This is a genomic window from Vibrio sp. FF266 (assembly GCF_041439695.1).
GTDB classification, from domain to species: domain Bacteria; phylum Pseudomonadota; class Gammaproteobacteria; order Enterobacterales; family Vibrionaceae; genus Vibrio; species Vibrio tasmaniensis_A.
On record NZ_JBGOOO010000043.1, the window covers coordinates 1 to 23,337 of the forward strand.

Annotated in this window: 21 protein-coding genes and 1 riboswitch; of the genes, 11 read left to right on the plus strand and 10 right to left on the minus strand. The window is 45.8% G+C overall.

The window, feature by feature from the left end:
- The first annotated feature begins 502 nt into the window (after window positions 1-502).
- The 8 genes from ACED59_RS21060 (at window position 503) to thiH (ending at window position 8,782) form a co-directional block, all read left to right on the plus strand.
- Window positions 503-1,885, plus strand: coding sequence for a multicopper oxidase family protein (locus ACED59_RS21060; protein WP_009848171.1), 1,383 nt, complete (start codon window positions 503-505; stop codon window positions 1,883-1,885).
- A 100-nt stretch (window positions 1,886-1,985) separates the two neighbouring features.
- Window positions 1,986-2,369: a fluoride efflux transporter CrcB gene (gene crcB / locus ACED59_RS21065; protein ID WP_004736665.1), complete on the plus strand. Its 384-nt coding sequence runs from the start codon at window positions 1,986-1,988 to the stop codon at window positions 2,367-2,369.
- Window positions 2,370-2,431: 62 nt separating this feature from the next.
- A riboswitch (TPP riboswitch) is annotated at window positions 2,432-2,530 on the plus strand.
- 130 nt (window positions 2,531-2,660) lie between these two features.
- The gene (gene thiC / locus ACED59_RS21070) at window positions 2,661-4,610 is read left to right on the plus strand and encodes a phosphomethylpyrimidine synthase ThiC (RefSeq protein ID WP_017098568.1); all 1,950 of its coding nucleotides are present in this window, start codon (window positions 2,661-2,663) and stop codon (window positions 4,608-4,610) included.
- The gene (locus ACED59_RS21075) at window positions 4,610-5,902 is read left to right on the plus strand and encodes a thiamine phosphate synthase (RefSeq protein WP_017098567.1); all 1,293 of its coding nucleotides are present in this window, start codon (window positions 4,610-4,612) and stop codon (window positions 5,900-5,902) included. Before thiC ends, ACED59_RS21075 begins: the two co-directional genes overlap by 1 nt.
- On the plus strand, window positions 5,892-6,674 hold the full coding sequence (locus ACED59_RS21080) for a HesA/MoeB/ThiF family protein (protein WP_017098566.1): 783 nt from the start codon (window positions 5,892-5,894) through the stop codon (window positions 6,672-6,674). The genes ACED59_RS21075 and ACED59_RS21080 overlap by 11 nt, the downstream gene beginning before the upstream one ends.
- Window positions 6,671-6,880: a sulfur carrier protein ThiS gene (thiS, locus tag ACED59_RS21085; RefSeq protein WP_010440653.1), complete on the plus strand. Its 210-nt coding sequence runs from the start codon at window positions 6,671-6,673 to the stop codon at window positions 6,878-6,880. Before ACED59_RS21080 ends, thiS begins: the two co-directional genes overlap by 4 nt.
- Before the next feature lie 2 nt (window positions 6,881-6,882).
- Window positions 6,883-7,647: a thiazole synthase gene (locus ACED59_RS21090; protein ID WP_017098565.1), complete on the plus strand. Its 765-nt coding sequence runs from the start codon at window positions 6,883-6,885 to the stop codon at window positions 7,645-7,647.
- Between the two features lie 7 nt (window positions 7,648-7,654).
- Complete coding sequence (gene thiH, locus ACED59_RS21095) at window positions 7,655-8,782, plus strand: 2-iminoacetate synthase ThiH (protein WP_371705109.1); 1,128 nt, start codon at window positions 7,655-7,657, stop codon at window positions 8,780-8,782.
- A gap of 149 nt (window positions 8,783-8,931) precedes the next feature.
- Here the strand turns inward: thiH and ACED59_RS21100 are convergent, their stop codons facing one another.
- Both ACED59_RS21100 and ACED59_RS21105 read right to left on the minus strand, forming a co-directional pair.
- Window positions 8,932-10,722 (minus strand): aminopeptidase P family protein, encoded by a 1,791-nt coding sequence (locus ACED59_RS21100; protein WP_009848178.1) that lies wholly within the window; start codon window positions 10,720-10,722, stop codon window positions 8,932-8,934.
- Between the two features lie 122 nt (window positions 10,723-10,844).
- The gene (locus ACED59_RS21105) at window positions 10,845-11,786 is read right to left on the minus strand and encodes a LysR family transcriptional regulator (RefSeq protein WP_009848179.1); all 942 of its coding nucleotides are present in this window, start codon (window positions 11,784-11,786) and stop codon (window positions 10,845-10,847) included.
- 101 nt (window positions 11,787-11,887) lie between these two features.
- On the opposite strand from ACED59_RS21105, the gene ACED59_RS21110 reads away from it, so the two are divergent.
- Together ACED59_RS21110 and ACED59_RS21115 are read left to right on the plus strand one after the other, a co-directional pair.
- Window positions 11,888-13,087 carry a multidrug effflux MFS transporter gene (locus tag ACED59_RS21110; RefSeq protein ID WP_032499284.1) on the plus strand — a complete coding sequence of 400 codons (1,200 nt, stop codon included), beginning with the start codon at window positions 11,888-11,890 and terminating at the stop codon, window positions 13,085-13,087.
- 102 nt (window positions 13,088-13,189) lie between these two features.
- Window positions 13,190-13,471 (plus strand): hypothetical protein, encoded by a 282-nt coding sequence (locus tag ACED59_RS21115; RefSeq protein WP_009848181.1) that lies wholly within the window; start codon window positions 13,190-13,192, stop codon window positions 13,469-13,471.
- An 85-nt stretch (window positions 13,472-13,556) separates the two neighbouring features.
- On the opposite strand, the gene ACED59_RS21120 is transcribed toward ACED59_RS21115, so the two are convergent.
- From ACED59_RS21120 to ACED59_RS21135, 4 genes are all read right to left on the minus strand, one after another.
- On the minus strand, window positions 13,557-14,015 hold the full coding sequence (locus ACED59_RS21120) for a DoxX family protein (protein WP_009848182.1): 459 nt from the start codon (window positions 14,013-14,015) through the stop codon (window positions 13,557-13,559).
- 1 nt (window position 14,016) lies between these two features.
- Complete coding sequence (locus ACED59_RS21125) at window positions 14,017-14,784, minus strand: DNA-binding domain-containing protein (protein ID WP_017098563.1); 768 nt, start codon at window positions 14,782-14,784, stop codon at window positions 14,017-14,019.
- Window positions 14,781-15,641: a DUF692 domain-containing protein gene (locus ACED59_RS21130; RefSeq protein ID WP_009848184.1), complete on the minus strand. Its 861-nt coding sequence runs from the start codon at window positions 15,639-15,641 to the stop codon at window positions 14,781-14,783. The genes ACED59_RS21125 and ACED59_RS21130 overlap by 4 nt, the downstream gene beginning before the upstream one ends.
- A gap of 64 nt (window positions 15,642-15,705) precedes the next feature.
- Window positions 15,706-15,966 carry a DUF2282 domain-containing protein gene (locus ACED59_RS21135; RefSeq protein WP_004736650.1) on the minus strand — a complete coding sequence of 87 codons (261 nt, stop codon included), beginning with the start codon at window positions 15,964-15,966 and terminating at the stop codon, window positions 15,706-15,708.
- A 264-nt stretch (window positions 15,967-16,230) separates the two neighbouring features.
- Here ACED59_RS21135 and uvrD point away from each other — a divergent pair, with 264 nt between their 5' ends.
- Window positions 16,231-18,405, plus strand: coding sequence for a DNA helicase II (gene uvrD / locus ACED59_RS21140; RefSeq protein WP_004736649.1), 2,175 nt, complete (start codon window positions 16,231-16,233; stop codon window positions 18,403-18,405).
- A gap of 171 nt (window positions 18,406-18,576) precedes the next feature.
- On the opposite strand, the gene tpx is transcribed toward uvrD, so the two are convergent.
- From tpx to ACED59_RS21160, 4 genes are all read right to left on the minus strand, one after another.
- Window positions 18,577-19,074 carry a thiol peroxidase gene (gene tpx / locus ACED59_RS21145; protein WP_017098562.1) on the minus strand — a complete coding sequence of 166 codons (498 nt, stop codon included), beginning with the start codon at window positions 19,072-19,074 and terminating at the stop codon, window positions 18,577-18,579.
- A gap of 784 nt (window positions 19,075-19,858) precedes the next feature.
- Window positions 19,859-21,616 (minus strand): gamma-glutamyltransferase, encoded by a 1,758-nt coding sequence (gene ggt, locus ACED59_RS21150; protein WP_017098560.1) that lies wholly within the window; start codon window positions 21,614-21,616, stop codon window positions 19,859-19,861.
- 91 nt (window positions 21,617-21,707) lie between these two features.
- Entirely contained in the window at window positions 21,708-22,370 is a 663-nt protein-coding gene (locus ACED59_RS21155; protein ID WP_012605065.1) for a LysE family translocator, read from the minus strand.
- A gap of 99 nt (window positions 22,371-22,469) precedes the next feature.
- Window positions 22,470-23,264, minus strand: coding sequence for an AraC family transcriptional regulator (locus ACED59_RS21160; RefSeq protein WP_017081539.1), 795 nt, complete (start codon window positions 23,262-23,264; stop codon window positions 22,470-22,472).
- Window positions 23,265-23,337 lie beyond the last annotated feature (73 nt).

Genomic DNA, 23,337 nt, shown 5'->3' on the forward strand with positions numbered 1-23,337 from the left:
AATCTCTCCACCCCTGCCATATTTAAGGCTCTAGCAGAAATGCTAGAGCCTTTTTACTTTCTGAAGCCAATATACGCCATTAGCAGAGCAGCGGATCCCCCGACCTACCAAAATAGCGCATGTTGGGAGTTAAACCTCCACTCCTCCCATATACTAAGCCTCAACAGAAATGCTAGATCCTTTTTGCTTTCTGAATCCAATATACGCTATTAGTAAAGTAGCGGATTCTCCGACTTACTAAAACAGCGCGTGTTGGGAGTCGAAACCTCCAACCTTTCCATATACTAAGCCTCAGGAGAAATGCTGAGGCTTTTTTGCTTTCTATTTGTTCTATTTTTAGTCGACAATTCCTACTTTTAATAAAATCTGGCCTTAAAAGTGTAAGTGCTTACTTATCCCAGCCTCTTTTATAAACAACCAACAGCACAAACTACGCTTCTTTATGAGAACTGTTATCAATATTTTGTTACATTTTAGTCGTTATTACTAAAAGGCAACAAATATGGATATCTCCCGTCGTAAGTTTATTCAATCATCTCTCGCTATATCTGCACTCACTGTACTTCCCGCTTGCTCAATGAAACGGGCGGTTGATGAGCAAGGAAAGTATGTTTATGACCTAACGGCAGAGCCTTCAACCGCTGAAATCGTGACGGGGTTTGAGACTAATATTCTAGGCTTTAATGGTCAGATTCCAGCGCCAACGATTCGGTGTCGCCAGGGGGAGAAGGTAACAATCCGTTTTACCAACAAGCTATCAGAACCGACGACTATTCATTGGCACGGTTTAAGGATTCCTATCGGAATGGATGGAGTACCTTTCTTAAGCCAACCACCGATCATGCCTGGTGAAACATTTATTTATGAATTTACGCCACCAGATGCTGGTACGTTTTGGTATCACCCACATATGAATAGCGTTAAACAGCTTGGTATGGGCTTGGTTGGTCTTATTATCGTAGAGGAGAGTATCCCAGTGCCGTTTGATGAAGAACACGCACTGACGCTTAAGCATTGGCATATAGATAAGAAAGGCCAATGGAAAGATCTAATGATCCCACGACTCAGTGCCCGTATGGGTACGCCAGGAGAGTGGAGTAGCGTTAATGGAATACATGAGCCTGCCTATCAGTTAAAACAACATGCAACGACCAGGCTGCGTATCGCAAATGTCGATAATACGATCACTTACCCTATTGCTGTCGAAGGGGCAGAGGCATGGGTGATTGCCATTGATGGTAACCCTGTAAAAACGCCTTATAAACTGACTCAACATAAAATTGGCCCAGGGATGCGAGTGGATATTGGATTGATAGCACCCAAAGCCGGTGGGCGAGTGAGCGTCCTTCAAATGAAAGGACGCTTTCCTTTCTCTTTGTGTGAGTTCGAGGTTGTAGATTCAACCCTTGTTGAGAATCGCTCTCTACCTTCTTTACCCCTTAATCCTGTGCCCAACTTAGATTTGGTTAATGCAGAAGAAATTGACTTTTTATTTGAATGGGAAGGGGCGGTTTCTCCAGTATCCAAAGATGGAAAATCTATGCCTAAGTTTTGGCTAACTAATAAACGAGCATGGGAGGGGATGAGCAAAGATAATATCCCTGAACCTTTGGCGACTTTAGATCTGGGAAAAACCTATATATTCGATCTAAAGAACGTCACTCAATACCATCATCCTATCCATATTCATGGACATACTTTTACAGTACTCGAACTTGACGGGAAGAAAGTTGAAGAACCTTTCCATACCGATACAGTGTTACTTGGAAAAAATGGCCGAGCTAAAGCTGCATTTGTAGCCGACAACCCTGGCCGCTGGATGTATCACTGTCATGTTATAGAACACATGAAAACGGGTTTGATGGGATATATTGAAGTTAAGTGACACCTGTAACGTTTAATATTTGCGCATGCATTCTTAGTTTCTACCCTCGCTTTTATCGGCGTTAAAGCTAGAATATAGGGATTATTGTTTGGGAGGATTCATGGGTCAGTTATCTATTCTAGGTTTTATCGCCATCGGTGGCGCGTTTGGTGCTTGTTCACGTTACTTGATTTCCGAGTTATGCGTTGTGATGTTAGGGCGTGGTTTTCCTTACGGTACGCTGACTGTTAACGTAATTGGCTCTCTGATTATGGGATTGCTCATCGCCGCGTTTGAAAATGAGATGGTTGCGACGGAGCCGTGGAGACAAATTATCGGTCTTGGTTTCCTTGGAGCCCTGACGACATTTTCTACGTTTTCGATGGATAACGTGCTTCTTATGCAGCAGGGTGCGTTTTTCAAGATGGGGCTCAATGTACTGCTCAATGTGGTTCTCAGTATTTCAGCCGCATGGATCGGCTTCCAACTTCTGATAAAGTCTTAAAACTTTCTTACGATTTGTTAACAACTCGGCTTGGTTTATCCAAGCCGTTTTTATATACTCGATTGTACTTGTCGGAGTGCCATATGGCTGAGACCGTTAACTCGGGATCCGTTGAACCTGATCAGGCTAATACCTGCGAAGGGAACAAGAGTAGATATCTAACTAGAATCCTTCTAGAGATCTATCTCCAGATCACAACTGCATTTTCTTGCTGTGATCCCTCTTGTAGCATCTTATCCGTCAAGCATTTTTATCCCTATAAATAATGGCTAAAAGCCAAGGAAAAATGCTATGTCGAGTCGTAAACAAGCAAGACTGGAAGCGAAGAATTTCATTGATTCTTTATCCGTGCAACCTTATCCAAATTCAAAAAAAGCTTACATCCACGGATCTCGCGAGGACATTCAAGTCCCTGTACGAGAAATATCACTAGCAGATAGCCTTGTTGGTGGTACCAAAAAAGATCCTGTATTCGAACCTAATGCGCCAATTCATGTATACGACACCTCTGGTGTTTATACTGACCCTATGCACGAAATTGACCTTTACAGTGGCCTTCCTAAGTTACGAGAGCAATGGATTGAAGAGCGTGGTGATACAGAACTGTTAGACGATGTAAGTTCTGTCTACACCAAAGAGCGTTTAGAAGATGAAACTCTAGACGACCTTCGTTACGGTAATCTGCCTAGAATTCGTCGCGCCACTGGCGATCAATGTGTTACTCAGCTGCACTATGCTCGTCAGGGGACTATTACTCCTGAGATGGAGTACATTGCGATACGTGAGAACATGGGACGTCAGAAATTTGCTGATGAGCAGCTGAACCACCAACACCCTGGCCATAACTTTGGCGCAAACCTGCCGAAAGAAATCACCCCTGAGTTCGTGCGTAAAGAAGTCGCTGAAGGCCGAGCTATAATTCCGTCGAACATTAATCACCCTGAATCCGAGCCGATGATTATTGGCCGAAACTTCTTAGTGAAAGTGAACGCTAATATCGGTAACTCTTCAGTAAGCTCTTCGATTGAAGAAGAAGTTGAGAAGCTAGTATGGTCAACTCGTTGGGGTGGCGACACCGTAATGGACCTTTCCACCGGCCGTAATATTCACGAGACTCGCGAATGGATCTTACGTAACAGCCCTGTACCAATCGGTACGGTTCCTATGTATCAAGCCCTTGAAAAAGTGAATGGCGTAGCCGAAGACCTTAACTGGGAAGTGATGCGCGATACCTTAATTGAACAAGCAGAGCAGGGTGTTGATTATTTCACTATCCACGCAGGCTTGTTGCTTCGCTACGTTCCGATGACAGCTAAACGTGTCACCGGCATTGTTTCTCGTGGTGGTTCTATTATCGCGAAATGGTGTCTTGCGCACCACCAAGAGAGCTTCCTTTATACTCACTTCCGCGAGATCTGCGAGATCTGTGCAAAGTACGATGTTGCCCTGTCATTGGGTGATGGCCTACGCCCGGGTTCTATTGCAGATGCCAATGATGAGGCTCAATTCTCGGAGTTACGTACTCTAGGTGAGTTGACTAAAGTCGCTTGGGAATACGACGTGCAGGTGATCATTGAAGGCCCAGGTCATGTGCCAATGCATCTAATCAAAGAGAATATGGATGAGCAGTTAGAACACTGCCATGAAGCGCCTTTCTATACTTTAGGTCCACTGACGACGGATATTGCCCCTGGTTACGACCATATTACCTCTGGAATTGGCGCGGCCATGATTGGTTGGTACGGCTGTGCGATGCTCTGTTATGTCACACCTAAAGAGCATTTAGGTCTACCAAATAAAGAAGATGTGAAGACCGGCCTGATTACATACAAGCTTGCTGCACACGCTGCTGACCTTGCGAAAGGGCACCCAGGCGCACAAATCCGAGATAATGCATTATCTAAAGCACGTTTTGAATTCCGTTGGGAAGACCAATTTAATCTAGCTTTAGACCCTGAAACAGCACGTTCTTTCCATGATGAAACTCTGCCACAAGAATCCGGTAAGGTTGCTCACTTCTGCTCAATGTGTGGACCAAAATTCTGCTCGATGAAGATCTCTCAGGAAGTCCGAGAATATGCGAAAGATACAGAACAAGTAGCCGCGGATCAGGCTATCGAGATTAAGATGCTAGATAACCCGTTGGAAGGGATGCGTCAGAAATCACAAGAGTTCCGTGATACTGGCTCTGAACTTTATCACCCTGCAGTGGGTGCAAAAGAAGCTCAATTAGAGGAATAATGACAGTGAAGATACTCATCCCATCTCAAAATATTGAGTTAACGGGAGAGGTGCAGAACTGTCTATTGGTTGCTAAGCGACAAGGCTTGGCAACCGATGCAGTTGAGTTGGGTGTAAGCCCAACTCAATACTTCTCTATCGTTGACACTCAGCAGACGTTATCTATTGGCTTTGCTCATGATGTTGATTCATTGGCGGAGTGTCAGCTAGCGGAACTGAACCACGTTGTTGATTACAGTAGTTCAGTCGCGCTAACTGACGTTTGTGATGCCTTTACACAAACTCCGAATACCATCTACATCGGTGTCTCAGATGCTTCAGCTGTACTGGATATCTGGTCACACCGGGATACTAATCGTGCTATCAAGAGTGACACTACAGCTCATCAGGAGTTAGATAATCACGGCCACTTTGCCTGGTTACTTACTTTGTTGGCGTTGGAGTTCCCATTAGAAGACGCATTGGTTTTAGCTCGCGCATCGTCCAATGTTTCACGTGGAACATGGCCAGCACATTACCAAAACTTTCCAATTCCAGCTCTTGAAGATCAACGATTGAATATAAGCGTTGGTTGGGCTAATCAAGGGACAGTGCTTTCTTTTCCTGATCTGGGTAAGAATAGTCTAGGTTTATACCCTGTGGTTGATGATGTTGAGTGGATCGAAAGGTTGCTCAAGCTTGGAATCAACACTGTTCAACTGCGTATTAAAAACCCGCAGCAAGCGGACTTAGAACAACAAGTCGCGCGATCAATCGAGCTTGGTCGAGAGCATAACGCTCAGGTTTTTATCAATGATTACTGGCAGCTTGCACTCAAGCATGACGCGTTTGGTGTTCATTTGGGGCAAGAGGATATTGAAGAGTCAAACCTCTCACAGTTGAGCCAAGCAGGTATCAAGATCGGTCTCTCGACTCATGGCTATTACGAGTTGCTCCGCATTGTTCAAATCAACCCAAGCTATATTGCGCTAGGGCATATCTTCCCAACAACAACTAAACAGATGCCATCAAAGCCTCAAGGTTTAGTTCGTTTATCTCTGTATCAACAGCTGATTGATACTATCCCATACACAGACCAACTCACTGGTTATCCGACGGTTGCTATTGGCGGTATTGACCAATCGACAGCTGAGCAGGTGTGGGAGTGTGGGGTATCGAGTTTGGCGGTGGTACGTGCGATTACATTGGCTGAAGACCCACAGAAAGTGATCGAATTTTTCGAACAACTCATGGCACCTAAATCTCCAACTCTTAAGGAAGAGGTTATGCAGGAGCCTAGCTATGCTGAGTGACTTTGAATTCATTCGTTATCAACGACAAATTGCGTTACCTGAAGTGGGTGAGCAAGGGCAACGCAACCTACTAAATAGTCATGTGTTGATAATCGGTTGTGGTGGCTTAGGTAATGCTGCGGCTCTTTACCTGGCTGCTTCTGGTGTTGGAAAGATCGTGCTGGTCGATGATGATTGTGTCGATTCATCGAACCTACAACGACAGGTCGCGTTCAGGGAAAATCAGTTAGGTTCGCCTAAGGTTGAAGCGTTGAAGCAACAACTGAGTGAGCTCAATGGTCGCAGCCAAGTAAGAACCATCAATCAACGAATGAGTGAAAGTCAGCTTGAGCTTGAAGTGATGCTAGCTGACTTAGTGTTGGATTGTACTGACAACTTCGAGTCACGCCAGCAGGTTAACCAAGCATGTTTCAGCGCGAAGACCCCTTTAATTTCTGGTTCTGCAATTGGCTGGAAAGGCCAATTTATTGTATTTGATTATCAGAATCAGAAAGGGTGCTATCACTGCTTGTTCCCGTTCAGACATCATCCACAAACGACTCGTTGTAGCGATAGCGGCATCATAGGCCCAGTTGTTGGCACCATAGGTAACCTTCAAGCTTTGGCTGCTATTCAACGTCTAGCTCGTGGTGAGTTTCAGGTCGCAACACATCAACTCAAACTGTTCGATGGCCAGACGATGAATTGGCAAAACCTTATGGTCACTCAAGATAGTGAATGTCCTGTGTGCAGTGCGTCTGTAGTTAAGCATTTAGAAGAAGAAATCCAATGAGCCATATAACGATCTCGATAAACGAACAATCAGAACAAGTAGCACACTCGTCGTCTCTAGCGGACATTATCCAAGTTCTAGCATTACCTGATCTAGGTTGTGTGTTTGCAATCAATAATGCGGTTGTCCCGCGTAGCCAGTGGCAACAAACAGTCGTTAATGAAGGCGACGCTATATCTCTTTTCCAAGCCATTGCAGGAGGCTAACCATGTTAACTATCGCTGATAAGACGTTTCAATCTCGACTCTTCACTGGAACGGGTAAGTTCGCCAATAAGCAATTGATGGCGAGTGCTATCGAGGCTTCAGGTTCGCAATTGGCAACTATGGCGCTTAAGAGAGTTGATATTCGCTCTGAGCAAGACGACATTTTACAACCAATCATTGATGCTGGCGTGAACTTGCTACCGAATACCTCTGGGGCGAAGAGTGCAAAAGATGCCGTCTTTGCTGCGCATTTGGCTCGTGAAGCGCTAGGCACAAACTGGCTTAAACTGGAAATTCACCCAGATCCAAAGTACTTGATGCCAGACCCAATTGAGACGCTTAAAGCCGCTGAGCAACTGGTTAAAGATGGTTTTGTTGTGTTGCCTTACTGCCATGCCGATCCAGTTTTGTGTAAGCGCTTGGAAGAGGTGGGTTGCGCTGCGGTTATGCCGTTAGGTGCGCCTATTGGTTCAAACAAAGGTATCGCTTCGGCAGACTTCTTAGAGATCATTATCGACCAAGCGAATGTCCCTGTGATTGTGGATGCAGGCATAGGCGCGCCATCGCATGCTGCTCGTGCAATGGAAATGGGCGCAGACGCTGTGTTAGTGAATACGGCGATTGCGGCTTCTCAACAACCCGTTGATATGGCGATTGCTTTTAAGCTGGCAGTTGAAGCGGGGCGTATGGCTTACCTTGCTGGGCTTGCAGGAAAAGTATCTCACGCGGTTGCTTCGAGCCCGTTAACTTCATTTCTAGACGAGTAGTGTACCTATGACGTTTGTTGATCGATTTAAACAGCTCAACTGGGATGACATTGGTATGTCTATCTTCAGTAAAACGTCAGCGGATGTTGAACGTGCTCTGAGTAAACCCAAACGTGACTTAGAAGACTTTAAGGCTCTGATCTCTCCGGCGGCAGAACCTTACTTAGAACAGATGGCACAACAGTCGTTGGCGCTAACTCGTAAGCGATTTGGCAAGACAATGTCGCTTTACATTCCTTTGTACCTCTCGAACCTATGTGCGAATGCGTGCACGTATTGTGGCTTCTCAATGGAGAACCGTATCAAACGTCGCACGCTTACTTTGGATGAAATTGATGCCGAAAGTGCGGCTATCAAAAAGATGAAGTTCGATAGCGTTTTGTTAGTCACCGGTGAACATGAAACTAAGGTCGGGATGAATTACTTTCGACAGGTGTTGCCGAATATCAAAAAGCAATTCAACTACCTAGCGATGGAAGTGCAGCCGCTTGATCAACATGATTACGCAGAGCTTAAAACTCTCGGTCTAGATGCTGTTATGGTTTACCAAGAGACTTATCAGCCAAGAACTTACGCTGAGCATCATCTACGTGGCAATAAAATGGATTTTGAATACCGTCTTGAAACCCCAGATCGCTTGGCAAAAGCGGGGATCGATAAGATAGGTATTGGTGCCTTGATTGGTTTGGAAGATTGGCGAACCGACTGCTTTTTTGTTGCTGCTCACTTAGATTACCTAGAGCGCACTTATTGGCAGACTCGCTATTCAATTTCATTCCCGCGTCTTCGTCCGTGTGAGGGTGGAGACTCTAGTGGAGGATTACAGCCTAAATCAGTCATGAACGACAAACAATTGGTTCAGCTTATCTGCGCATATCGACTCTTGAATCCTGAGGTCGAGCTATCCCTTTCTACTCGCGAATCGGCAACCTTTCGCGACAATGTGTTGCCATTGGGGATCACGAGTATGTCTGCGGCTTCTAAAACCCAACCTGGTGGTTATGCTTCGGGTGAAGAAGAGCTTGAGCAGTTTGAGATCAGTGATGAGAGAAGTGCTGCTGATGTCGAGTCGATGATTCGTCAGCGTGGTTTCGACCCGGTGTGGCGAGACTGGCACAGTGCCTATTCTGGTTAATCAACATATTGGTTGATGTTCCACGTGAAACATCGATGTAATGATACAGGCAAATAAAAACGGCTACCCTTGGGTAGCCGTTTTGCTATTTGCTATTTAACTTATTAACCGAGCAAGTTTTTTGGTTCAGTTAAGCGCTTAGCGAAGCATTAAGCGTGAGCCAATGGAGTTGTCGATTGGCGTAACCATTCCAATGTATCACCTTCAACTAATGGGCTAACGTCGTTCCATACCTTCTGATGGTAGTCGTTCAGCCACGCCAGTTCAGGTCGTGTTAGCAAATCAACATTGATGTTGCGCTTATCGATAGGGCAACGAGTTAGCGACTCAAACGTTAGTACTGAGAAATCACCTTGAGTTGGAAGCTCAACTACCAATTCTAGGTTCTCGATACGGATACCAAACTCATCAGCACGGTAGTAACCCGGCTCGTTTGATAACACCATGCCTTCAACAAGAGGTACGTCGATAAGCTTCTTAGAGATGCTTTGTGGGCCTTCATGAACACTTAGGAAGTGACCAACACCGTGACCAGTACCATGATCGTAATCGAAGCCTTCTGCCCATAAGTGCTGACGCGCTAGGATATCCAGTTGGAAACCACGAGTACCCTGTGGGAAACGCGCACGTGCAATGCCGATGTGACCTTTAAGCGCTAATGTGAACTGCTGAATCATTTCGTCGCTTGGTTGGCCAATCGCGATAGTACGAGTGATGTCGGTTGTACCATCTAAGTACTGACCGCCTGAATCGACTAGGTACAGAGTATTCAGTTCTAGCTGACCAGGTTCAGGTTGGTTCTCATGGTTGTAGTGACACATTGCTGCGTTGCCGCCAGCCGCAGAAATGGTGTCAAAACTTAGATCCATCAGCGTCGGGTCTTGCTCGCGGAATGATTGTACTTTGTCAGCCAATACCGCTTCGTTGTGTAGGTTACCTTGCGCGACTTCTGCATCAATCCAAGATAGGAATTTCACCATCGCAACACCATCACGAATGTGACACGCCTTCATGCCGGCAATTTCAGTATCGTTTTTAGCGGCTTTTGGCATTAGACATGGGTCTGCTGCTTCAATGAGATGAGCGCCAGCGTTTTGAAGAACAAGCGTATACCAAGCATTACTTGTGCCTGAATCGACAGATACGTTTTTGCTTTCTAAAGATTGAAGGCGCGCTTCAAGCTCTGATGGGTGAGAAACGCGAATACCATTACCAACGTGCGCTTCAAAGCCAGCCGGGATGCGTGCTGGGTCTAGGAAGAAATCGACGCTTTCATCGGCGTGAATGATCGCGTTGGATAACACAACAGGTAGGCGAGATACGTCCAAGCCACGAATGTTAAGCAACCAACAGATTGAGTCTAGCTCGGTAAGGATAGCGGCGTCCGCACCTTTTGCTTTTAGTAAGCCAGCAATTTCAGCGCGTTTGCTCTCGCTTGATTGACCAACGGCGTCTGTTGCCATTAGGCGAACATCAGACACGACAGGCTCAGGGCGATCAGACCAAAGCTCATCAATTGGGTTTGCTGGGAGCGTTGTTAGCTCAACTTTCTCCGCTAGTTTTGCTTGTGCGCCTTTCAACCAAGCAGCGGTGTGCATGCGTGGGTCGAATGCAACCTTACTGCCTTGTGGCAATGAATTGATGATCCAATCTAAAGTCGGTTCTTCAATAAGGTGGCGATACTCAAATAACTCTGCTGGTACCTGCTTACGAACCTGAACGGTGTAGCGACCATCTACAAAAATAGCAGCAGTTTCACGAGTGATAACAGTGGCACCTGCAGAGCCAGTGAAACCTGTTAACCAGTGAAGTCGCTCGTTATGAGCGGGAACGTATTCACCTAGATATTCGTCTTCATGTGGAATGATAACGGCATCTAGGTTGTTTGTTTCAAGCCAAGCTCGAACCGCAGCAACGCGTTCAGCAGTGATATTGTGCATCTGTGTTTATCCTTATTGTTAGGGTCCTTGTTAACACTCACAGTCGATATACATGCGAGGGGACTTATTAGGTCAATAAGCTAGCGCTTTTGTTCGTTTGCTGCAAACGCTGTACGCCATTTTTATCTAAGGTGCAGAGTTTTTTCTTTGATGATATCTCGCAACCAAGTTAAGGCTGGGTCATTTTCTCTGTCACGGTGCCAAAACAAAGTGTATGCCATCGGTGGGAACTCCATTGGTAAAGGAACAACCACTAAGTCGAGTTGCTTAGCGACGAGGTAAGTAAAATGGCTTGGTGCGGTAAACACAAAGTCGGTGTAGGTACATAGGCTTGCAGCGCTATTGAAGTCTGGAACAGAAATAGCGATATCACGTTGGTGACCAAGATCAGCCAGTTTGTAGTCGAGCAGCCAGCGGTCGTTACCATCACACCTTACTTGTACATGACGCTGCGCAAGGTAGATTTCCAAATCCCATTTACCATTCAGAGCGGGGTGGTTGCGTCTTAGCACACACATCTGTGCGTCGCGGTAGATCTCTTGTTCGCAAATGTCGTCTGGCGGCAGCATAGTTAAACGCGCATCGTTGATGTCGATGTCTTTGCCAGTGAGTCCGATATCTAGTTCGCCAAGCTGCAGCTTCTTAAAGGTTTGTTCTGTCCAAGCATGGGTGTTGATATTGACCTTAGGTGCTTGTCGAAATATCGCCGGTAAGAAGTGCGGAAGAATCAGCGGGTAAACACTCTCAACGGCAGCAATATGAAAACTATGGTCACTGTTGTTGGGAATGAATGTCTCAGGCTGAGTGAGAACATCAAGTTGGTTGATCAACGTTTCTAACCGAGGCTTGAGGAAAACAGCTTTCGGTGTTGGTCGTAGGCCATGAGCACTTCGCGTAAAAAGGGGGTCATTAAATTGTTCACGAAGCTTGGCTAGCGACTTACTCACGGCTGATTGGCTCAAGCATAATCGGTGTGCGGTGCGAGTGACACTCAGCTCTTCCATCAGCACCTGTAAGCAAACCAATAGATTGAGGTCGAGGCGTGATAGTTTCTCGATATTCATGTGAGTTTCCTATTTGGAATAATGCTAATGAGTATATGCCATTTTTGTTCATATCTTTAGTTGGTTATTATGCACCTAAATTAACTCATTCGGAGAATCTTGTGCCTTCTAACGCGCTTCCAACCCCAAGTAAACTGCAGGTTGCTTTATTGGCAATGCTGGTTCTATTTAGCCCTCTGGCTATAGATATTTATCTTCCAGCTCTGCCACAAATTTCAACAGCGTTTCACGTGGAACACGCACTAGCACAAGATACGATTACTTGGTTTTTATTCGCCATGGGTGTCGGGCAATTATTTGCAGGCCCTTTGGCTGATAAGCTAGGACGTCGAACCGTTGCATTGGGAGGTGTTAGTATCTATGCATTGAGTGCTTGCTTGGCGTGGGCAGCTCAATCGATTGATATGATGCTAATAGCTCGGCTGCTACAAGGCTTAGGAGCTTGTGCGACTTCTGTAGCAGCCTTTGCGACGGTTCGCGATCTATTTGGTCCTGAGAAAAGTGGCCGTATGATCAGTTACCTCAATGGTGCAATTTGCTTTATTCCTGCACTAGCACCGATTCTTGGCGCTTGGTTAACTCATCAATTTGGTTGGCGTTCGAACTTTAGCTTTATGGCAGGCTTCGCAGTCGTTGTTGGCACTATCTTATTCTTCCAAATGAAAGAGTCTAACCCTGCGACAGAAAAGGTTGCGGTGTTCAAGCTTGAGCGATACTGGTCAGTATTGAAAACACCATCATTCCTTTTCCACGCAACCTTGTGTCTGATGGCGATGGCAGTGATTCTCGCTTATGTCACCTCTGCACCGGTTGTGTTGATGGAAAACCTAGGCCTGACCATGAAAGAGTTTACTTTCTGGTTTGGTGTTAATGCGGCCATCAACATTGCAGCAGCGTTTACTGCACCTAAATTTATGGACCGCTTTGGTACCTATAAAGCACTGGTCGTTGGTATCTCAACGCTGGGTTTAGCGGGCGTGATTATGTTAGTGCTTGCAGAACACGCTAGCCCAATTGCATTCATGCTGCCAATCTTCTTGTCTTCAGTGGGTTTTGCTTGGATTCTCGGTGCTGCTGCTGGTAAGGCTCTTGAACCTTTCGGTGACCGTGCGGGCACAGCTGCTGCACTGCTTGGCTTGTTCCAAATGAGTGGCTCAGGGCTGCTTGTTGGTACCATGCAACGCCTTGATTTAACGTCTCAAGTGATGATTGCGCTGCAAATGTTCCTTATTGTTCCTGCGTTGTTAGTGCTTGCGAGCAAAGCAGGCAAGTCGTGGCACACGACGTTTGCTAAGGCGTAAGTCTCAAGGGTGACAAAATATACAAATGGCGGTTTGCGAAACGTTAAAACATGGTATATTTGTCACTCATTGAAACGTTAGTCCCCAACGGAAAATACTGTAATGTCATTAACAACCTACGAAATGGCGCGCGTCTTAGAGCAAATGGAAGATGCACCTGAAAAGGTCATGTTTGGTAAATTGCTTAAAGAGCTAGGCAACCAAAGTGAAGAGCGTATTCGCAGTGCGGCAAAACAAGTTCCAATCGATACTTTGCGAGACATCATTTACCAATTTCAGCGTGTGGTAGAGTCTCGTAAGGGTGAGCAGGTTCAGCTACTAGCAAAAGAGCTAGCCGAGCAAGGTATCTCTGCTGAAGAGCTACAAGCTTTTCTGAATAAGTAGTTTATCCCAGTTAAAAAGAAACCACTCAATTGAGTGGTTTTTTGCATTTTGGGGTATATCAATTTAGTGCGAATGAAAGTTCGTTCTAACCTCTAAACTGCGCTTTCAAAATTCTATCAAGTGAGAATGGCCCAGCGCCCCATACGACAACGATAAGAATCATTAATCCCCACAACTGATGATCATAGAAGCCTTGCGCCCATAACACTGGGTAAGACACAACCGCAATGATATTGAAAACGAACAGCACCGCTGCCATAGGTCGTGTTAATAGACCAAGCGCTAAGAATACCGGCAGAATCAATTCAGCTGCGGTGCCCATGTAGGCGGCTAACTCCCAAGGTAACAGTGGCACTTGGTATTCCAACTCAAACAAGTAAAGGGTGCTATCCCAAGTCGCTATCTTGGTTAGGCCAGAATTAAAGAATACCCACGCTACCCATAGGCGACAAAATAGCAGTAGCACCGGAACAAAGAGTGCTTGTGATTTCTCAATCAAACTGTCGTATTGAGCCATCATGTTTGTGACTGTGTTGTTATCCATATTATGTCTCCAATTCGGCATTGATTGAAAAGCCTGAGATGACGTTAAGCGCCATGACAGTATTCAGATGTTGTAGTAATGAAGGGTCTATCGCTACGAGCATTTGGCCTGATTGAAATTCGCGAAGTAGCTGATGGCATTCTTCACTCAAGTGATGACTATCAATCTGAGAATTATCGGCTCGTATTAACACCCCAAACTCAGGTTGGTTGATGTCTAACCCATCGAGTTGTTGCTGATAGATAGCGCGTTCAAGCGCGATAATCGTATAGTTAGAATTAATGAGCGTTATTGAATCTTTGAGATGAAAGACTAAAGCGCCTTGTTGCTCTGGTGGCACATCAGCTAAACCAGCAAGAGGACGTTGGTCGGCTTTTGATTCTGAAACGCTTCTCATCAAGCTGTCTTTGTTCCATTCATAAATAGCCACTTCGCAAAGGTAAGGTGCAGCCTCAATAACCGCAGGAAAGGCTTGGATGGTTTGTTCAAAGTGTTCACCGTAACCACTGACATCACCAGAGGTTAATGGATAACTTAAGACATGTTGACGAGCCATCTGTTGGAAGCACTCTTCGCCGACTAACATCTCGGTAAGTGGGTAGGTTGCAGCGAGTACCTCACTCAAGCTAATCACAAAGTTATTGCGATAAATCTGGATGCGCTGTTCATCAGTAAAGTGGTCGCTCACTATATCGCAATGCTCACCACTGTTTTGGTAGCGTAGGGCGTTAGCAAACTCTGATTGAACATCAGATAGGGAGTAGCTCATGATGCGCGACTCCTTTGATTGAACTTGTCGTGTTGATACAAGATGTCACTGGCTTTGGTTGCTTCAGCCAATAAGACTTGTGGCTCTGGGATATCTAGATCCCACTCAATCAAGGTATGGCGAGAGCTGTGCTTTGCTATCCACTGAGTATAAAGTTGCCACACTTCATCACAGACAGGTTTACTGTGGGTGTCTATCCAGATCTCACCTTGCTCGAGTTTCTTCTTAGTGAAACCTGCCAAGTGAATCTCTTCCACTTTGTCTGCCGGTATTCCACTTAGATACTCTTCACAGCTGAAGCCATGATTAAAAGATGAGACAAAAATATTATTGAAATCGAGCAGTAGACGACACTCGGTGCGCCTCTGTACCTCGGCTAAAAACTCCCACTCTGGGATGGTTGAATGCTTGAAGGCAAGGTAGCTCGATGGGTTCTCAATCAGCATAGGGCGTTGCAAGCTGTCTTGTACCTCGATGACATTGCGACAAAAGACCTCTAGCGCCTCTTCGGTATAAGGCAGCGGTAACAAGTCATTGAAGTAATGACCACTTGCCTGACTCCAACTGAGATGATCAGAAACTAAGAAGGGTTCGATATCATCAATGAGCTCTTTTAATTGCACAAGATGATGTTGGTTGATGCGCTCAACAGAACCTAGCGACAACCCAACACCGTGACAACTGATGTTGTGTGCGTGACGAATTTCTCTGAGTTGTTGGCGTTGCGGTGATTGAGCTAAGAAGTAGTTCTCGCTGTGAACTTCTAACCAACTTACTAAGGCTGGATTTTGGCTAAAGAAGTCCAAGTGCGGTGTTCTAAGGCCAACCCCTGCGTTGGGGTGAAGAGTTTGAGTCACAACGATTCTCCTAACAAGAAGTGGAGGTGAGCTGAATGCCAGCTCACCATACTAAGCAGCTCAATTATGATGATTGAGTGTTACCACCTGATAATTTGCCACACAGCCCTTTAGGTACGACTACGAATGCATCGGATTGGTTGTCTTCTTTTGCTGTACCCGCACATGAACTTGTTTTGGTTGCACAATCATTTTGGCCAGCTTTTGCCACACCGTAGCATTTTTCTTTTGCTGCTGCTTCCGCAGGTGCTGATGTAAGAACTGCACCGCCGAACGCTAGTACACTTGTGATTGCAGCTGTAACAGCAAGATTAGAATTTTTCATAGTCATTCCCTCTAGGACTTAATAGTATTTTTATATCGCAGGTTAATGAATTGTTAACTTGCTTACTAAAAAGGATAGGAAGAACCAGGAAATAATTTCACGGCATTATAAGAAATATCAATATTAATGATGAATTATCTTTTAAGTAACTGATTTTATGATGTTAATTTTTGATTATTTTTTCTTCTTATTATCCTAAACGCAGCCTAGTGTTTAGGTTATAATCGACTTTTATGTATAAATACCCAGTAGTGAGCATATCCAATGATAGATCCTTCGCTTTTACTCGATGGCCTAAACGACAAACAACGTGAGGCGGTCGCAGCACCTTTAGAAAACCTACTTATTCTGGCAGGTGCTGGCAGTGGTAAAACGCGAGTGTTGGTGCATCGTATCGCTTGGTTACAAAGCGTAGAGCAAGCATCACCGTTCTCTATCATGTCGGTTACCTTCACCAACAAAGCGGCAGCAGAGATGCGTGGTCGTATTGAAGAGTTGATGATGGGCAGCTCGTCAGGCATGTGGAACGGCACCTTCCACGGTATCTGTCACCGCATCCTTCGTGCTCACTACCTAGATGCAAAACTGCCAGAAGACTTCCAGATCATTGATTCAGATGATCAGATTCGCTTACTACGTCGCTTAATTAAGGCGCAAAACCTTGATGAAAAGCAGTGGCCAGCCAAGCAAGCTTCTTGGTGGATCAATGGCAAGAAAGACGAAGGGTTACGCCCAAGTCACATTGACGCCTACCATGATCCAATAACTCAAACGTGGTTAAAGATTTACTCTGCTTACCAAGAGGCATGTGATCGTGCTGGCTTGGTCGACTTTGCTGAAATCTTGTTGCGATCGCATGAACTATTGCGCGATAAGAAACACATCCGCGAGCACTACCAAGCTCGCTTTAAGCACATTCTTGTCGACGAATTCCAAGATACCAACAACATCCAATACGCTTGGCTTCGCATGATGGCAGGCCCGGATTGTCGCGTGATGATCGTGGGTGATGATGACCAATCTATCTATGGCTGGCGTGGCGCTAAAATTGAAAATATTCAGAAGTTCTTGGATGAATTCCCAGGCGCTTCAACGGTTCGACTCGAACAAAACTATCGTTCAACCAAAACCATTCTTCAGGCGTCGAATGAGCTTATCTCGAACAATACTGAGCGTATGGGTAAAGAGCTGTGGACCGATGGCAACGATGGCGAGCCAATCTCTGTGTACTCAGCTTATAACGAGTTAGATGAAGCGCGTTTCACAGTTAGCAAAATCAAAGAGTGGCAAGAGAAAGGTGGTGCGTTAGAAGATACCGCAATGCTATATCGTAACAACGCCCAATCGCGTGTGCTTGAAGAAGCTTTGATTCAAGGTGGTCTACCTTACCGAATCTACGGCGGCATGCGATTCTTCGAGCGTCAAGAAATCAGAGATGCCTTGAGCTACCTGCGCTTAATGAGTAACCGCAGCAATGATGCGGCATTCGAACGTGTCGTCAATACGCCAACGCGTGGCTTGGGTGATAAAACGTTAGAAACGATTCGTCTTGCGGCGCGTGACCGTGGTGCAACCATGTGGCAAGCCAGTATTGCTCTGATAGAAGAGCAAGTGCTTCCAGGCCGTGCTGCGGGTGCATTGAGCCGCTTTATCGAGCTTATCAATGCGCTTGAAGATGACACCATAGAACTGAGGCTTCATGAGCAAACCGACCACGTGATCAAATCGTCGGGCTTGTTTGCGATGTACGAGCAAGAGAAAGGCGAGAAGTCGAAGGCACGCATTGAGAACTTGGAAGAATTAGTAACGGCAACGCGTCAGTTTGAAAAACCAGAAGAAGCGGATGAAATGAGCATGCTAACCGCATTCTTAACTCATGCGGCTTTGGAAGCGGGTGAAGGCCAAGCTGATGAGTTTGATGATGCGGTTCAGCTCATGACCCTGCACAGTGCCAAAGGCCTAGAGTTCCCAATGGTATTCATGGTGGGTGTGGAAGAAGGTATGTTCCCAAGCCAGATGTCAGCAGAAGAAGCAGGGCGCTTAGAAGAAGAGCGTCGCCTGTGTTACGTAGGCATGACGCGTGCGATGGAGAAGCTTTACATCACTTACGCAGAGATGCGTCGTTTGTACGGTCAGGACAAGTACCACAAACCGTCACGCTTTATTCGTGAACTACCAGAGACCTGTCTGGATGAGGTTCGTATGAAAGCGCAAGTGAGCCGTCCTGCAAGCAGTGGCCGCTTTAGCCAAACCGCCGTGAAAGAGAACTTTAACGAAACAGGTTTTAGTTTGGGTTCTCGCGTTAAGCACCCTAAGTTTGGTGAAGGCACTATCATCAACTTCGAGGGAAGTGGCCCGCAGAGTCGAGTTCAAGTCGCGTTTAACGGTGAGGGCATCAAGTGGTTAGTAACGGCTTATGCTCGTTTAGAACAGTTGTAATCTGCTACTTCAGCATGTAGAAAACAGTTCGATATCTGAAACTATTCAGCATTGAAAAGTAATCCGTCTAAAAAACAGAAAGAGCAGCCAATGGCTGCTCTTTTTTTATTGCTCGATACCGACCTAAATTAGGTTAATACGAGCGAAGACATTGTTGCCTCAAAGTGAGACTTACAGTGCTGCAAGTGCCGCTTCGTAGTTTGGTTCTTCAGTGATCTCTGCAACCAACTCGCTGTGTGTTACCACACCTTTTTCATCAACAACGACAACTGCGCGTGTTGTTAGGCCTGATAGTGGGCCCTCAGCAATCGCTACGCCGTAGTCTGATGCGAATGCAGGAGAACGGAAAGTTGAGGCGTGTTGAACGCCTTCAATGCCTTCTAGTTCGCAGAAGCGACCCGCAGCAAACGGTAGGTCAGCAGAAATACAAACAACAACCGTGTTCGCAAGCTCTGCCGCTTTTGTGTTGAACGTACGTACGCTCGTTGCACAAGTTGCTGTGTCGATGCTTGGGAAGATGTTTAGAACCACTTTCTTGCCTTCAAGAGAAGCAAGAGTCAGTTCAGAAAGGTCGCCTGCAGTCAGTGCAAAGCTTGGTGCTTGTTCGCCAGTTTGTGGGAATGTGCCTGTTAGTGGTACAGCAGCGCCTTTGAAGGTAACGTGTGACATGAATTTGTCCTTAGTTTAATTATGGTTATGAAACTAGTTGAGCCTAGTAAGACTTACGTTACTCGGAAGTGGTTAAGAAGTGAATGCTTTAAATGTCAGAATTGTAATTAAAGGTCTTTGATTTATTTGTTTGAGAGAGGAATAAATAAAACGACAGATAAAGAAAAACCCCGAGAGCTTGCGCTCATCGGGGTCTATAGTCTTACTCGCAGCAATCCGGCTACTAAGTGTGCTCCATGCATCAAATCCATGATAGTGTGCTGTTATCCTTCAGCGTATTCCTTTCGTCGCCTTCCTAGCGGTGTCCTTGATCTTATCCTGATCTGCCAACAATCCTCGTTAGCGCGCGTCACTTGTTCCTTGAGCGGTGTCCTTTACATCATCCTGATGTTCAGTCCTTTCCTCGTCCAGAGGTGTCCATTGTCTTTCCTTAGTAGCAACCATCCTAGTTACTATTGCGTCCATTCAATGTCCATTTCGCTATCCATGCCGATTATTCATCCTGAGTAATCGAATCTTCATCCTGAAGATAACCAAATCCTTGGCGTTTCCTGTTCCGTGTCAGCATCCTTCCGACACCATTCATATTACCGATTCCTTATTTATCAGCAATGGTGCATAAGCGAATTTCTATATAATTATTTGAATGATAAATGTACGTATCTTTTAATTTCAATTGGTTGCGATATCGAGGTGACTAATTTCGTCATCAAATATCGATATTTACTCACTGCCTTGTGAGAGATCTCGCACAAGGCAGCGAGTAAAAAGGGAGAATTATTCCCTACTGACCAATGGCTGCACCTTCACGACGAGGGTCTGCAGCGCCTTCTAAACCATCTTTTGTGATGCGAATCGCGTGTAAACCAGAGTTAAGATCGCGAACGTTGACTTCAAATCCCATCTTTTCTAGCTCAGGTTTGAAGTTTTCCGCTGATGTTCTTTTTTCCAAATCTAAGGTACCGAAACGGTTTAGGAAGTGTGGTTGGTTGATCGCTTGCTGAATATCCATGTCCCATTGGGTATGCGCAATGATCGCTTGTGCTACATAACCTATGATACGGCTGCCACCGGGAGAGCCAATCGCCATGTAAGGTTTATCGTCTTGCATGATGATAGTGGGTGCCATTGAAGAACGTGGACGCTTACCCGGCTCAAGTCGGTTAGCGATAGGCTTACCATCGTTGTGGGTCTTGAATGAGAAGTCGGTCAGTTCGTTATTGAGTAGGAAGCCTCTCACCATCAAACGTGAGCCAAAGGCATTCTCAATGGTGGTGGTCATCGAAACGACATTGCCATCGCTATCGACGATATTGAAGTGGCTGGTGGACGGCAATTCAATAGAAACATCTTGGCTTCGCAGCATGGCGTGATCCCACGGTGGCGTGCCTGAAGGTGCGCTTGATAGTGCCTTACCTGCGGTAATTAACTGAGCACGTTCCTGCAAATAGTCAGTATTCACTAGCCCTTGGGTTGGCATCGGTACGTAATCTTGGTCTGCCATGTACATACCACGGTCAGCAAAGGCTAGGCGAGAAGCGTCTGCTAACACTTGCCAAGATTTAGCGTCGTTTGGTCCCCATGATTTAAGATCAAACTGCTCGGTCATCGCTAAGATCTGCCCAACCGTTAATGCACCTGAACTTGGTGGACCCATTCCGCATACTTGGTAGCTCTCATAAGCGGAACAAACGGGTTCACGTTGCTTGATCGAGTAAGCGTCAAAATCTTTCTGCGCCAATACGCCAGGGTTACCTTTGGCAGTTTGCACAGTATTAATGATGTCGGCAGAGATCTCACCCTGATAGAAGGCCTTAGCACCATCCTTTGAGATAGCGTTTAACGTTGCCGCGTACTCTGGGTTCTTAAGTTGCGTGCCAGCTGTTTTCGGGCTGCCATCGGCATTGAAGAAGTAGGCTTTGGTAGTGGCAAAGCGACTTAGTCGCTCTTGGTCATTTTCAATCAAGGTGGCTAAACGTGGGCTGATGGTAAAGCCTTTTTCAGCCAGTTGAGCGATGGGCTTAATCAGTGATGCCCATTCTAACTTGCCGTATTTTTGGTGAGTGTCCCACAGCAGTTGGACTGTGCCCGGTGTCGCCACTGAGCGACCACCAACCACTGCATCGTAAAACTTAAGCGGTTGTCCGTTTTCGTCTTGGAACAAACGTGGTGTGGCATCAAGTGGTGCAGTTTCACGACCATCGTAGGTTTTGAGTTGCTTGTCCTTGCCATCAAAATAAACAAGGAATGCTCCACCGCCAATACCTGACGATTGAGGCTCGACCAAGCCAAGCATCAGCTGCACGGCAACCATGGCATCAATGGCATTACCACCACGAGCAAGCACATCAGCTCCAGCCTGTGTTGCTAATGGGTTGGCCGCAGTGACCATCCAGTCATTGGCCTTGACGAGTTGTTTGGTTTCTAAACCACTACTTTGTTCGGGTGCGACGGAATCGGCAGCTTGATTTGCCCAACTGACGTGAGAGGCAAAAAGTAGGGTAGAAGTGGCGAGGGTTGTTAGTTTTGTTTTCCACTGCATGATCTTCTCCTTTTAATATGCAGAGCTAGATTGGCAGTGGAAAGATGAGATAGCCAGAGTGTTGTTAACGAATTGTAATCTTGATTCGAATTTAAGCGATTAAACCGGACAGTGACTGCCAAAGAATACTCGCGCCAATAAGGCTGAATAACACGCCACACAAGCCATCGATGTAAACGGTCGCTTCGCTGAGTTTCTTCTGCAGTGTTTTGGTTGAAAGCATCCACGCCAGCAGTGAGAACCAAAACAGTGAGAGGCCAAATAGGATGATCAGAGCAAAGCCTTTGCCTGACAGCGACATATCCGCAGGGACTAAGCTCGACATTAAACTAATAAAGAATACCAAAGCCTTTGGGTTGAGAATGTTGGTCATAAACCCTTTAGAAAATGCATCTCGCTTGTTGGTCAGAATCAGATCTTTAGAATTGACGGTATCGGCGTCATCGTCGTGGTTCTGAATTATTTGCCAGGTTGCTTTAAGTGCCCCGTAGCCTAAGTACAGTAAGTAGCTACCGCCGGCCAATTGGATAATGGCAAATAGGGTTGGTTGCTGGTGGACTAGGTAACTGATTCCCGTCAGGCTCAGCAACGAATGCAGCAAGATCCCGCAAGATAAGCCAAGCGCAATGTACAAGCCTGTCTGGCGTCCGTGACGCGTCGCATTTTGCACGACTAACGCAAAATCAGGGCCGGGGCTCATCAAAGCGATAAAGTGGATAGAGGCTAGGGTGATCAGTATGGTGACTTCGTTCATCGTCAGTTCTCAATAACGTTGCCGCTATTTTTAAATAAGTAATCGTATTGAGCGTAGCTTACCGTGATTTGAAATCGAGCAATTGTAAATTATCAACACTTAGTTGATTTGTGAGGGTGGTACGCCGAACGTGGTTTTGAAAGCCTTAGAGAAGTGTGCTTGATCATAGAAGCCTACTTGGTGCGCGACCTTGGTACCACATATCCCAGACTTAATCAGACGCATGCTCTGTTCCATACGTAAACGGCTCAGCCATGCATAAGGCGTAATGCCCATTCTGTTTTTAAAATGGCGTTGGAATTGAGTCGTGGTTAAACCACACAACTCAGACAATTGTTCTAATCGCACTGGTTGATCCAAGTTCGCCATCAAGTAGTCTTTTAGCGTATCAATCGATTGATTACCCAGTTTGATGTCACTCTTCGATCCAAATTTCGCATAACGATCGACAATCGTCGAGAACCCTTCGAAAGGTAAGCAATCTTGAGCGAGCTGGCTGATGTTTTGATGGATTAATAGGCCGTGTAAGTTGCGCAATTGTGAAAATGCAGCTTGATCGGAGAGGATCAACTCAGAAAAGCCTAATGTGTGACCATTTTGCTTGGGATCGGCAAGATCTTGAAACCATTGGGGAGACACGGCAAACACACTGACTTGATAACCCGAATCGAGCTTGGAGTGTCCATCATGCAGTTCATCGGGTGGCATGATAACAACTTGGCCAGCACCAACATTATGGCTCGTCCCTTTATAGACGAATTTCTGCTGTCCTTGGGTAATTAAGCCAATGTGAAAGTCCAAATGATAGTGGCGCTGAAAGGCAAACTCTTGGTACTGAGCTTGGATCAGGCTGATATCTTCTGTTGGGGTAGAGTAGTAGTGGACTTTATCCATGGTACAAAAAAGCTTGGTCAAATAGTCATCAATTCAACCAAGCTTATCTTCGTATTAAGGGATTGTCTTGTAA